We start from the raw sequence: 12,615 nt of genomic DNA, 5'->3' as shown, positions 1-12,615 counted from the left end.
CGACGTTGCGTCTTGCGGGGGGCGTCAGGCGGCGAACGGGTCGGGGGTCAGCACGTAGACGCTCTCGAGGTACTCCTCGATGCCCTCGTGTGCCCCCTCCCGGCCGAGGCCCGACGACTTCACCCCGCCGAACGGGAAGGCGGCGTTCGACACCACACCGGTGTTCAGGCCGAGCATCCCGGTCTCGAGGCGCTCCGCCAACCGCTGCCCACGGGCGAAGTCGGAGGTGTACGCGTAAGCGATGAGCCCGAACTCGGTGTCGTTCGCGAGCCGGATCCCCTCCTCTTCCGTGGCGAACCGAGTGATCGACACCACGGGCCCGAAGATCTCCGTCGTGAGGATGTCCGAACCCGGCTGCACGTCGTCGAGGACCGTCGGCGCGTAGTAGGTCCCCGGACGGTCGACCCGTCGTCCGCCGGTGACGAGCCGGGCGCCGCGGGACACGGCGTCGTCGACGAGCCGAGCGGCCTTGTCCACGGCACGGTCGTCGATGAGCGGCCCCAGCGTCGTGTCCTCCTCGCTCCCCCGGCCGATGCGCAGTGCGTCGACCTTCGCGGTGAGCGCCGCCGTGAAGGCGTCCGCGATGCCCTCCTGCACGAAGAACCGGTTCGCGGCGGTGCAGGCCTCGCCCACGTTGCGGAACTTCGCGAGCATGGCGGCGGTCACGGCGGTATCGAGGTCGGCGTCGTCGAACACGAGCAGCGGGGCGTTGCCGCCGAGCTCCATGCTGGTCTTCAAGACGTTGTCGGCCGCCTGCTTGAGGAGCGCCGAGCCGACGGGGGTCGAACCGGTGAAGGTCAGCTTCCGGAGCCGGCGGTCCGCGATGATCGGCTCGGACAGACCCTTCGCGTCGAGCGACGGCACGACGTTGAGGACGCCGTCGGGCAGGCCGGCACGACGGAACAGCTCGACGAGGAACAGCGTCGTGAGCGGGGTCAGCTCGGCGGGCTTCACGACGACCGTGCACCCGGCCGCGAGGGCCGGACCGATCTTCCGGGTGGCCATCGCGAGCGGGAAGTTCCACGGGGTGATGGCGTACACCGGCCCGACGGGACGCTTCAGCACGATCGCGCGGCCGGTGCCCTCCGGATTGGTGCGGTAGTCGCCACCGATGCGCACCGCTTCCTCCGAGAACCAGCGGAGGAACTCGCCCCCGTACACGACTTCGCCGCGGGCCTCGGCCAGCGGCTTCCCCATCTCGAGCGTCATGAGCGCCGCGAGGTCGTCCTCGTGCGCGCGCACCAGGTCGAAGGCGCGCCGGAGCAGGTCCGAGCGCTCCCGCGGAGCCGTCGCGGCCCACGCGTCCTGCGCGGCGACCGCAGCGTCCAGCGCCGCCATGCCGTCCTCGGGCGTGGCGTCGGCGACCTCGGCGAGGACCTCGCCGGTGGAGGGGTCGCGCACCGGGAACGTCGCCCCGCCGGACGCCGCACGCCAGGCGCCGCCGATGAACAGGCCGGTCGGGACCCCCGCGACGGAGACGTTCTCGTCCGCGACGGTCGTGGCGGTGCCGGTCGTGGTGGTGTCGGTCACAGTACTGCTCCTCCGGGGTTCGCCAACCCCTCGTCCATGTCGCTGTGGTCGACGTGCCCGCCGACCGTCCGGATCTCCTCGAGCGCTCGTGCGCTGCGCTCCGGGTCGACGCCGACCACGAGGTCGTCGTACACGGCGACGTCGTACCCGGCGGCGCGGGCGTCGAGTGCGGAGGCCCGGACGCAGTGGTCGGTCGCGATGCCGACGACGTCGATCGTCACGACCCGGTGCTCGGCCAGGACCTCGGGCAGCGGGACGCCGTCCTCCGTGCGCGCCTGGAACGCCGAGTAGTCCGGCGTGCCCTGGCCCTTGTACACGTGGACGTCGAACAGGTCGGAGTCGAGGCGCGGGTGGTAGTCCGCGCCCGGGGTGTCGGCGACGCAGTGCACCGGCCACGTGGTCTCGTAGTCCGGGCCCTCGGGGCCGGCGAAGTGTCCGCCGTTGTCGTCGTCGCCGTGGTGCCAGTCGCGGGAGCCGACGATGAGGTCGTACTCCTCGGCGTGGCGACCGAGGAACGCGGTGATGCGACGCGCGAGTGCGTCGCCGCCGGTGACACCGAGCGCACCGCCCTCGGTGAAGTCGTTCTGGACGTCGACGACGAGGAGTGCCCTGGACATGGGGCCATCCAACACCCGGATGCTCAGGAGCCGGTGAGCCTGCTCCCACACGAGTAGGTGGCAGCGGTGACCGCGTCGAGCGCGGGGAGCGCCGCGGCGCGGGAGGACCCGATGGCGTAGAACGCGAACGTCAGTCGTGAACCGTCGGCGGCGTCGATGTAGCCACCGAGCGTGTTCGCGCTGTCGATCCAACCGGTCTTCGCGTGGACCTTGCCGCGTGCGACCGCGTTGGCTCCGGTGAACCGGCTCGCGAGGGTGCCGGACTGCCCGGAGACCGGCAGCGCGTTGGCGAGCGTGCCGAGGCCCTTCGCCCCGGCGGCGACCTGCACCATGAGGTGGGCGACGAAGTTCGGCGACACGGCGTTCGAGGCGCTCTCCCCCGAGCCGTCCTTGATGACGATGCCGGACGGATCGACGCCGTACGACCTGAGGGCCGCCTCGTACACGGACGTCAGCGACGCGGCGGACCCGTTCGAGCCGGACTCCTTCGACGACACGCGCGCGAGCATCTCGGCGAGGGTGTTGTCCGAGTTCGGGATCATCTGTCCGATGAGCGTCGACACCGGCTGCGACGACACCGAGGCGATCGTGTCCGTGCTCGTCGTGGCGCGCTTGACGATCTGCGCGTTCGCGGCACCGGCGACGCCGGCGTTCGCGAGGGCCGTGCGGAACAGGGAGCCGGCACGACCCACCGGGTCGGTGGACCGCGGCGAGGTCGCAGCACCGGGGTTCGCCCGGTCTCCGTCCACCATGAGCGCCGTGACGTTCGGCTGGTAGCCGATGGTCCGCTCGCTGACCGGCCAGGTCGGGTCCCACGCGTCGGCGTCGTTCCAGTAGGTGTCGTCCGTGACGATCGTGGTCACCGGGGTGTTGCCGAGCTTCGCCTTCACCTGCTGCGCGAGCTGTCCAAGGGTCGGTGCGCCGGGGTAGACCGTCGCCCCGCCGGCGGAGAGCGTCGCGTCGCCGTGGCCGACGAGGGCGATCGCGCCGCCGGACTCCTTCGTCACGGTGGTCGGGATGCGGTGGTCCCCGCCGAGGACCGCCAGGGCGGTGGCCGTCGTGAGGGTCTTCATGACGCTGCCCGTCTGCGCAGCCTTGTCGCCGTTGCGGGAGAACAAGACCTCGCCCGTCTTCGCGTTCATGACGTAGCCCTCGAACGCGCCCAGCCCGCTGGCCGACGCGGCGCTCGAGATCGTGCAGGTCCGGAGGGCGGACGGACCGGCGACGTCGTCCGGCACCGCGCGCCCCGTCTGCGTCGGCGTGGGCGTCGGGGCCGCGGTCGTCGCGGAGGGCGTGCTCGACGCGGTCGCCCGTGCTGCTGCGGACGCTGACCCGGCGGGCTCCGGCATCGTCGCCGCGGCCACTGCGACCGCACCGCCGGAACCGAGCACGAGCAGCGTCGCGAGGCCGCCGGCGATCCACGGCACCGGGCGACGGGCTGCGGAGGCGCGGGCGGCGGCGAGCGCGTCGCGCAGGCGATCCGTGACGGAGCGCGGTGAGGGCTGCTGGTCGGACATCGCGAACGATCCTACGGAACTGCGGGAGGAGCCTCCAGGCCCAGCGCCGATCTGGCCCGACCGATCTCGCCGGTCCGATCCGCCGGACCGATCTCAGTCCTCGTCGGCCGCGTACCGGACGCCGACCTGGCGACGTGCCTCGTCCATGAGCGCCATGATCGCGATCGTCTCCTCGGGGTCCATCGGGCCGCCCTCGTGGGTACCCGAGGTGACCATGGACTCGAACGCGCGGGCCTCGTGCTCGTAGCCGGTGAGCTCCTCCCGACCGTCGAACTCCTCGAGCACGGCACCGTCGCGGTCCCGGAGCCGCCACGTCGTCGGGGTGAACCACGTCGAGTCGAGGTCGATGCGCCCCGCCTCGCCGATCACCGACGCGGTGTTCGGGCTCCGGAGGTCGAGTCCGAAGTGGAGCATCGACTGCGTCCCGCCCTCGTGCGTGAGCACGAGCCCCATCTGCGTGTCGACGCCCTGGTCGCTCAGGGTCCCGGCCGCGACGACCGAGGTCGGGACGCCGAGCACGTCGACGGCGAACGAGATCGGGTAGATGCCGAGGTCGAGCATCGCGCCGCCGCCGAGGGCCGGGTCGTTCAGGCGATGCGTCGGGTCCCTCGGGAGCGCCTGGTGGTGCGTCGCCTCGACGAGGCGTACCCGACCGATCCGGCCCTCGGTGACGAGCTCGCGGATCATCGACATCTGCGGCAGGAAGCGCGTCCACATCGCCTCCATCACGGCGACGTCCGCGCGGCGGGCGGCACCGACCACGCGGCGGGCCTCGTCGGCCGTGATCGTGAACGACTTCTCGACGAGGACGTGCTTGCCGGCCTCGATCGCGAGGAGGGCGTCCTCGGCGTGCCGGGAGTGCGGGGTGGCGACGTACACGGCGTCCACGCCGTCGTCGGCGACGAGCTCCTCGTAGGAACCGTGGGCGCGCGGGATCCCGAACTCGGCCGCGAACGACTCCGCGCTCGCCCGCGTGCGACTGCCGACCGCGACGAACTCGATGCCCGCGGCGGTGCAGTCGCCCACGAAGGAGCGTGCGATGCCGCCCGTGCCGATGACTCCCCAGCGAACCGTCATGCGTCCTGTCTACCAGTGGGGTGCGCAGCCACGCCGCTGGCCGTCCGCAGCACTCTGCTATGGACTCCACGGGTGATTGCCAGCTAACGTGCTGCCACAACCCCCGAACGGGGGTGGAACCCGGGCCGCCGGTCGACGGCCGTTCCCTGAGCAGAAAGCGATCAGGTCTCCATGCGCCGATCCGTCCTGTCCGTCGTCGCCACGAGCGCGGCCATCGTCCTCACCTCCACCCTCGTCGGCGTCACACCGGCGGACGCGCACGGCTGGAGTTCGCCCGGGCACGGCACGTCCGTCACCGCCGGAGACCGCTCGCTGACACCGCGGACGCACTTCACGATGGCGGCGGACGGGTCCTCCGGTGCCACACAGGGCGGCGAGGGCATCCCGAACATCGACTCCGTGAAGAAGACCATCGCCACCTACTACGGCGACCCCGGCACCGGACTGGCGAACCGCACCGACTCCCCGTACATCGACGAGATGCGTTCCATCGTCTCCCGGCAGAGCGCCGGCCTGCAGCACATCCGCGACGCCGCCGTGCGCCGGGGTGAGAAGCCGGCGATCGTGCTCGACGCCGACGACACCACCCTGTGGACGTACGACATGGAGGTCGCGGACATGCACTTCGTCTTCGACACCGCACGCCAGGACGAGTGGGTCCAGGACGAACGCTTCCCCGCCGTCCCGTCGATGGTGGGCTTCGTCAACCGTGCGCAGGCGCTCGGCTTCACCGTCTTCGGCCTGACCGGCCGGAACGACGACCAGAAGGCCGCAACCGTGCAGAACCTGTCGAAGGTCGGCTACACCGCGTTCACACAGGACCGGTTCTTCACCAAGTGGACCGGCGTCGGCGCGTCCCAGCAGCCGTCGTACATCACCTGCGCCGCGGCCGCCTGCACCACCGTCGAGTACAAGGCCCTCACGCGCAAGCACATCGAGCAGGACCTCGGCTACGACATCACCCTCAACATCGGCGACCAGTGGAGCGACCTGCAGGGCGGGTACGCCGACCGCTCGGTGAAGCTGCCGAACCCCACCTACTACCTGCCGTCGGCCGACCTGCCCGGCGTCTCCGAGCCGCGCCTGACGCCCCGGACGCAGTTCACCATGGCGGCGGACGGGTCCTCCGGTGCCACCCAGGGCGGCGAGGGCATCCCGAACATCGACTCCGTGAAGAAGACCATCGCCACCTACTACGGCGACCCCGGCACCGGACTGGCGAACCGCACCGACTCGCCCTACATCCGCGAGATGCGTTCCATCGTCGCGCGCCAGGCCCCCGTCGTCGCCGCCCAGTGCGCGGTCGGCCGGAAGCTGCACCGCAACCCCGCCATCGTGCTCGACGCCGACGACACCACCCTGTGGACCTACGACATGGAGGTCGCGGACATGCACTTCGTCTTCGACACCGCACGCCAGGACGAATGGGTCCAGGACGAACGCTTCCCCGCCACCCCGTCCACGACCTCCCTCGTGTCGATCGCCCAGCGCTCCGGCTGCACGATCATCGGGCTGACCGGACGGAACGACGACCAGAAGACCGCCACCATCGAGAACCTGAACACGGTCGGGTACCCGCAGTTCACCGCGACGAAGAACGGCACCCAGACCTACTACACCAAGTGGACCGGCGTCGGGGCGTCCCAGCAGCCGTCGTACATCACCTGCGCCACGGCCAAGTGCACCACCGTCGAGTACAAGTCCCAGACGCGAGCGCACATCGAGTCGCGCGCCGGTGGGCGGTACGACGTCGTCGCGAACTTCGGAGACCAGTACAGCGACCTGCTGGGCGGTTCGGCGGACCGCAGCGTGAAGCTGCCCAATCCGACGTACTACCTGCCGTGAACCCGCTCCCCCGATGACGAAAACCCCGGTCAGAACCTGTCTGACCGGGGTTTTCTCCGGAGCCGCCTGTCGGAATCGAACCGACGACCTATTCATTACGAGTGAATCGCTCTGCCGACTGAGCTAAGGCGGCGGGCGCTCCGTTGCCGGAGCGGCACGGGTCACAACTATACAGGTTCACGCGAGCGAACGCGAAACGAGCGCGTCGAGGTCGGCGAACGACCGCTCCAGTTCGTCGACCAGGTGCGTGTCGCCTCCGGCATCGGACCACTCCCACCACGCGTGGCGCAGGGCAGCGAGCGCGACGAGCGACGCCAGGCGTGACCGCCGACGGAGGTCGCCGCCCTCGGTACCCGCTCCCTCCAGCCGCGCCACCACCGCCCGTTCGATCGCAGCCTGGAACTCCTTCATCGACTCCATCCGCCGGGTGAACAGCTCCGGAGCGGCTCGCAGGACCTGCTGCCGCTCCTCGATCAGTCCGCGCTCCTCGATGAGCTCACGCGTCGAGTGCACCAGCAGCGCGCCGAGGTCGGCGAGCAGGTCGCGCTCCGGCCCACCGGCGATGAAGTCCGCCAGGACTGCGTCGTCCGGCAGCGTCGGGTCGTCGCCGAGGAGCGCGCCTTCCTTGTTCGGGAAGTAGTTGAAGAACGTGCGCGGCGACACGTCGGCGCGGCGGGAGATCTCGTCGACGGTCACCGCCGCGAGACCCTCGTCGATCGCGATGCGGAGCGCCGCCTGCTGGATCGCGAGCCGGGTGGCACGGCGCTTCCGCTCGCGCAGGCCGGGTTCTGCGTCGGACATGCGGTGATTGTCCCACGCGCGGCAGTGGGGCGGCGGCGTGCGCGTCACGCGACGAGACCGATGACTGTCGGGCTGTCGGACTGTCGGACTGGAGGCACGGTGCGGGCTGGCACCGTGCCTCCCGTCCGGCGGGCGGTCGCGTCTCGGGCGCGGGGTGCGATGCCGCGAGTCAACGGCTCGCGCGGGCGCCGCGTGTCTGGCGCGCCGCGTGCGACGCCGTGGGTCAGCGGCTGGCGCGGGCGATCGTGACGAGGAGCGCCTCGAGCGCGAGGAGTGCCGCGACGTTCGCGGCGATGCGCTGCCGTGCGAGCGCGACGGCGTCGAGGACCTCGAGCGCCGCGGCCGGTGGCACCGACTGCAGCGCGTGGTCGAGGTGCTCCCGCATGGCGAGGTTCACGGGTTCCGCGGGCGCGCCGAGCCCGAGCAGCAGCAGGTCGCGGTAGAGCGACGAGACGTCCACGAGGATGCGGTCCAGCCCGTCGCGCAGACTGCGCGTCGCACGGCGCTTCTGGTCCTCTTCGAGGAGGCGCAGCTGCGACCGGAGCGCCGGCGGGATCGTCCCCCCGGGCTCGATGCCGAGGGACCGCAGGGCGGCATCGCGTTCCTCGGCGTCGCGCTGCTGCGTGATCGCCTTGGCGTCCTCGTCGGCGACCGCCAGCAGGTCCGCAGCGGCCATCACCGCGTCGCCGACCGTGCGGACACCGAGGACCGTGGTGAGCGTCCGACGCCGACGGTCGCGCGCGTCCTCGCTCGTGGCGAGGCGCTGCGCCATCCCGATGTGGCTCTGCGCCTGGCGGGCCGCGTCCATCGCCAGCGCCCGGTCGACGCCGGTGCGCGCGACGATGAGGTCGGCGACGGACTCGATGCCGGGGACTCGGAGCCGAACCGATCGGACGCGGGAACGGATCGTCGGCAGGAGGTCGGCCTCGCTCGGCGCGCAGAGGATCCACACCGTGCGCTCCGGCGGTTCCTCGAGCGCCTTGAGGAGCAGGTTCGACGTGCGCTCCGTCATGCGGTCGGCGTCCTCGATGATGACGACGCGGTAGCGACCCACCGACGGTGAGTAGTGCGACGACGTCACGAGCTGCCGGATCTCGTCGATCGTGATGATGACCCACTGCGTCGTGAGCACCGAGACGTCGGGGTGCGTCTTCGCCGTGATCTGCTGCAGGGTGTGGTCGTCATCGGGTCCGTCGCCCACGAGTGCGGCCGCGAAGGCGGACGCGACGTTCGACCGGCCGGACCCGGGCGGGCCGGTGATCAGCCACGAGTGCGTCATGCCACCCGTGCCGTCCGGCGACTCGGCAGCGTTCCGGAGCGATGCGACCGCTTCCTCTTGCCCGGTCAGGCCGTCCCACACGCTCACGGGACCATCCTGCCAGCCGCCACCGTCATCCCTCGTCGATCCCGACCAGCGGACCGACCGCCGAGCGGATCGCCCGCTGGACCTCCGGCGCCGAGGCACCGGCGTCGACGACCAGGAAGCGCCGGGGCTCGGCGGCCGCCATGTCGAGGAACGCCTGCCGGACCGTCTCGTGGAACGCTTCGGCCTCGGACTCGAGTCGGTCGAACGTGTCACCACGGGCCGCGGCGACGCGGGCTCTGCCGACGGCCACGTCGAGGTCGAGCAGGATGGTGAGGTCCGGCGCCAGACCGTCCGCCGCCCACTCGGACAACGATCGGATCTGCTCGGCGCCCAGACCACGGGCGACGCCCTGGTAGGCCACCGACGAGTCGATGTAACGGTCCTGCAGCACGACGTCACCACGGGCGATCGCCGGTCGTACCAGCGTCTCGACGTGGTGCGCGCGGTCGGCGGCGTACAGCAGTGCCTCAGCGCGCGGAGCGACGTGTCCGCGCTCGTGCAGGACGATCTCGCGGATCCGGACGCCGAGGTCGGTGCCGCCCGGTTCGCGTGTGCGGACCACGGTCCGGCCGCGCTCCTCGAGCCACGCCGTCAGGAGCTCGGCCTGCGTGGTCTTCCCCGCACCGTCGCCGCCCTCGAGCGTGATGAACCGGCCGGTCACTTCTTCTTGGCCGCGGGCTTCCGCGCCGGGGTCTTCTTCTTCACCGGGCCCTTGGCACGCTTGTCCGCGATGAGCTGCACGGCACGGGCGTGGTCGACCGCTTCGACGTCCTCGCCGCGCGGGATCGTCGCGTTGGTCTCGCCGTCCGTGACGTAGGGGCCGAAACGGCCGTCCTTCATCTTGATCGGCTTGCCGGACACCGGGTCGGCGTCGAACTCCTTGAGCGCAGCGCTGGCGGCGCGGCGTCCGCCGTACTTCGGCTGCGCGAAGAGTTCGAGGGCACCGGGCAGGTCGATGTCGAAGATCGCGTCCTCGCTCGGGAGAGTCCGGGTGTCGGTGCCCTTCTTGAGGTACGGACCGTACCGGCCGTTCTGCGCCGTGATGTCGTCGCCCGACTCGGGGTCCTTGCCGACCGTGCGGGGCAGGTCGAGCAGCTTGAGGGCCGTCTCGAGGTCGACCGTCTGCGGGTCCATCGACTTGAAGAGCGATGCGGTGCGCTCCTTGGGCGCCGCGGCCTTCTTGGTCGTCTTCTTCGCCGGCGCCTTCTTCGCGGTGGTCGTCTTCGTGGTCGTCGACGTCGCGGTGGCGGTCTGCGCCTCGACGGCGTCGGGCGCTGCAGCCGGGTCGAGGACCTCGCCGGTGGCGGGGTCGACGGCGGGCTCCGGCTCCGGGGTGCGCTCGGTCACGTAGGGACCGAACCGGCCGTCCTTCGCGAGGACCTCTTTTCCGGTCTCCGGGTTGATGCCGACGACGCGGTCGCCGAGCACCGGGGCGTCCACGAGCTCGCGCGCCTTCTCGGCGGTGAGCTCGTCGGGCGCGAGGTCCTCGGGGACGTTCACGCGGCGCGGCTTCTCGGGGTCGTCGCTCGGGACCTCGATGTAGGGGCCGTACCGACCGATGCGCAGCGTCAGACCGGGGGCGAGCTCGACGGAGTTGATCTCCCGCGCGTCGATCTCGCCGAGGTTGTCGATGACCGTCCGGAGACCGCGCTGGTCGCCGCCGCCGAAGTAGAACTCCTTGAGCCAGTCGACCCGGTCGGCGTCGCCGTTGGCGATGCGGTCGAGGTCGGCCTCCATGTCGGCGGTGAACTGGTACTGCACGAGGTCACCGAAGTAGTCCTCGAGCAGCCGCACCACGCTGAACGCGATCCAGTTCGGCACGAGCTGGGTCCCGCGGAGCGAGACGTACCCGCGGTCGATGATCGTCGGGCTGATCGTCGGGAACGTCGACGGACGCCCGATGTCGAGGTCCTCGAGCGTCTTGATGAGGCTCGCCTCGGTGTACCGCGGCGGCGGGGTCGTGTCGTGACCCTTGGCGACGACGTCGTCGACGCCGAGGTGCTCGCCTTCCTTGACGTCGGGCAGCGCGACGTCGGTCCCGGAACGGTCGGAGGACTCGTGGCGGTCCTCGTCGCGGCCTTCCTCGTACGCGTTGAGGAAGCCGCGGAAGGTGATCACGGTGCCGGACGCCGTGAACTCGGCGTCGGTCCCGTTCGCCGTGGCAGCGATGCCCTCGACCGGCTCGTCGGAGCTGATGCCCAGCACGATCGACGCTGTGGAGCCCTTCGCGTCCGCCATCTGTGAGGCGATCGTGCGCTTCCAGATGAGGTCGTAGAGCCGCCACTCGACGCCGGTCAGCGTGCCCTCGAGCTGCGCCGGCGTGCGGAACGTGTCGCCGGCGGGTCGGATCGCCTCGTGCGCTTCCTGCGCGTTCTTGCTCTTGCTCGCGTAGACACGCGGCTTGTCCGGGACGGTCGCGGCACCGTAGAGGTCGGCAGCCTGCTTCCGAGCGGCGTCGAGGGCCTGCTTGGAGAGGTTGACCGAGTCCGTACGGATGTAGGTGATGTAGCCGTTCTCGTAGAGCGTCTGAGCGGCACGTGCGGTCTGACGCGGCGAGAGGCGGAGCTTGCGAGCGGCTTCCTGCTGCATCGTCGACGTCGTGAACGGCGCCGCCGGACGACGGGTGTACGGCTTCGACTCGACGCTGCGGACCGTGGCGTCGCCGGCGCGTTCGAGGACCGTGGTCAGCGCAGCGGCGGCGGCCTCGTCGAGTCGGACGGCGTCGCCTTTCAACGCACCACGGTCGTCGAAGTCCCGACCGGAGGCCACACGGGTGCCCTGGACGCGAGCGAGTCGAGCGGTGAAGGCGGCGTCGCCCTCCTTCTCGAAGCGCGCGCTGAGGTCCCAGTAGTTGGCGGAGACGAACGCGAGACGCTCGCGTTCCCGGTCCACGACGAGGCGGGTGGCGGCGGACTGCACGCGACCGGCGGAGAGCCCGGGGCCGATCTTGCGCCAGAGCACCGGCGAGACCTCGTAGCCGTAGAGCCGGTCGAGGATGCGGCGGGTCTCCTGCGCGTCGACGAGGGCGGTGTCGAGTTCACGGGTGGCCTCCTGCGCGCGCTGGATCGCCTCCTTCGTGATCTCGTGGAACACCATGCGCTTGACCGGCACCTTGGGCTTCAGGACCTGGAGGAGGTGCCACGCGATGGCCTCGCCTTCGCGGTCCTCATCCGTCGCGAGGTAGAGCTCGTCGGCTTCCTTCAGCGCCCGCTTGAGCTCGGAGACCGTCTTCTTCTTCGCGTCGGACACGACGTAGTAGGGCTCGAAGCCGTTGTCGACGTCGACCGAGAACTTGCCGAGGGAACCCTTCTTGAGTTCCGCGGGCAGGTTCTTGGGCTCGACGAGGTCACGGATGTGTCCGACGGACGCCTGGACCTCGTATCCGTCGCCGAGGTATTGCGCGATCGTCTTGGCCTTCGCGGGGCTCTCGACGATGACGAGCTTCTTCGTGCCTGGCACGTGTCTCCTTGATCGATGGTGCGCGTCGGCCCTGGACGACGAGCGCGTCCGGGTCGACCGGGGCACCGATGACCGGGGGCCGACAGGCACACCATACACATAGTGTTCGGGCTGGTCGTCCGCCGGACCCGCGACCGCGTCTGCGCCCACGGCGAACGGTCCGCCGTCGACCACGACGCGGACCCGGGCGGACGAGGCGGCTGTCCCGCACGCACCCATGGACGCTCCGTTCGCTTCTGCGACGCGTGCCGCGACCGTGCACGCGTCGCCCGGCACGAGTCCGACGACGGCGGCCGCGGCGGCGAGTGCCGAGGCGTCCGCCGCGGCCTGGGCACGGACCGTCGCGACGCGGAGTCCGGCGGCGGCGAGCGCCGACGTGACGACGACGAGGGCGACGCCGGCC

Annotated in this window: 10 protein-coding genes and 1 tRNA gene; 2 read left to right on the top strand and 9 right to left on the bottom strand. The window is 71.0% G+C overall.

Going from position 1 to position 12,615, the window contains the following annotated elements:
- Positions 1-24: 24 nt before the first annotated feature.
- From HP507_RS08570 to HP507_RS08555, 4 genes are all read right to left on the bottom strand, one after another.
- Entirely contained in the window at positions 25-1,530 is a 1,506-nt protein-coding gene (locus HP507_RS08570) for an NAD-dependent succinate-semialdehyde dehydrogenase (protein ID WP_175351371.1), read from the bottom strand.
- Positions 1,527-2,147, bottom strand: a complete 621-nt coding sequence (locus HP507_RS08565) for an isochorismatase family protein (protein WP_175351370.1) — start codon at positions 2,145-2,147, stop codon at positions 1,527-1,529. The genes HP507_RS08570 and HP507_RS08565 overlap by 4 nt, the downstream gene beginning before the upstream one ends.
- 23 nt (positions 2,148-2,170) lie before the next feature.
- Complete coding sequence (gene dacB, locus HP507_RS08560) at positions 2,171-3,664, bottom strand: D-alanyl-D-alanine carboxypeptidase/D-alanyl-D-alanine endopeptidase (protein WP_254701020.1); 1,494 nt, start codon at positions 3,662-3,664, stop codon at positions 2,171-2,173.
- A 93-nt stretch (positions 3,665-3,757) separates the two neighbouring features.
- On the bottom strand, positions 3,758-4,741 hold the full coding sequence (locus HP507_RS08555) for a Gfo/Idh/MocA family protein (protein ID WP_175351369.1): 984 nt from the start codon (positions 4,739-4,741) through the stop codon (positions 3,758-3,760).
- A gap of 171 nt (positions 4,742-4,912) precedes the next feature.
- Here HP507_RS08555 and HP507_RS08550 point away from each other — a divergent pair, with 171 nt between their 5' ends.
- Positions 4,913-6,586 carry an HAD family acid phosphatase gene (locus tag HP507_RS08550; protein WP_175351368.1) on the top strand — a complete coding sequence of 558 codons (1,674 nt, stop codon included), beginning with the start codon at positions 4,913-4,915 and terminating at the stop codon, positions 6,584-6,586.
- 60 nt (positions 6,587-6,646) lie between these two features.
- On the opposite strand, the gene HP507_RS08545 is transcribed toward HP507_RS08550, so the two are convergent.
- The 5 genes from HP507_RS08545 to topA form a co-directional block, all read right to left on the bottom strand.
- A tRNA-Thr gene (locus HP507_RS08545) sits at positions 6,647-6,719 on the bottom strand.
- A gap of 44 nt (positions 6,720-6,763) precedes the next feature.
- Positions 6,764-7,387 carry a TetR/AcrR family transcriptional regulator gene (locus HP507_RS08540; RefSeq protein ID WP_175351367.1) on the bottom strand — a complete coding sequence of 208 codons (624 nt, stop codon included), beginning with the start codon at positions 7,385-7,387 and terminating at the stop codon, positions 6,764-6,766.
- A gap of 223 nt (positions 7,388-7,610) precedes the next feature.
- Positions 7,611-8,753, bottom strand: a complete 1,143-nt coding sequence (locus tag HP507_RS08535; protein ID WP_175351366.1) for a DNA polymerase III subunit delta' — start codon at positions 8,751-8,753, stop codon at positions 7,611-7,613.
- 25 nt (positions 8,754-8,778) lie between these two features.
- Positions 8,779-9,414: a dTMP kinase gene (gene tmk / locus HP507_RS08530; RefSeq protein WP_175351365.1), complete on the bottom strand. Its 636-nt coding sequence runs from the start codon at positions 9,412-9,414 to the stop codon at positions 8,779-8,781.
- Positions 9,411-12,212: a type I DNA topoisomerase gene (gene topA / locus HP507_RS08525; protein WP_175351364.1), complete on the bottom strand. Its 2,802-nt coding sequence runs from the start codon at positions 12,210-12,212 to the stop codon at positions 9,411-9,413. Before topA ends, tmk begins: the two co-directional genes overlap by 4 nt.
- A 217-nt stretch (positions 12,213-12,429) precedes the next feature.
- Here topA and HP507_RS17570 point away from each other — a divergent pair.
- Positions 12,430-12,615, top strand: a 186-nt coding sequence (locus HP507_RS17570) for a hypothetical protein (RefSeq protein ID WP_217508632.1), incomplete at its 3' end; no start/stop codon positions are given.

The organism is Curtobacterium pusillum (genome assembly GCF_013359865.1).
Lineage (GTDB): Bacteria > Actinomycetota > Actinomycetes > Actinomycetales > Microbacteriaceae > Curtobacterium > Curtobacterium pusillum.
This window is presented reverse-complemented; position numbering and strand designations above follow the sequence as displayed.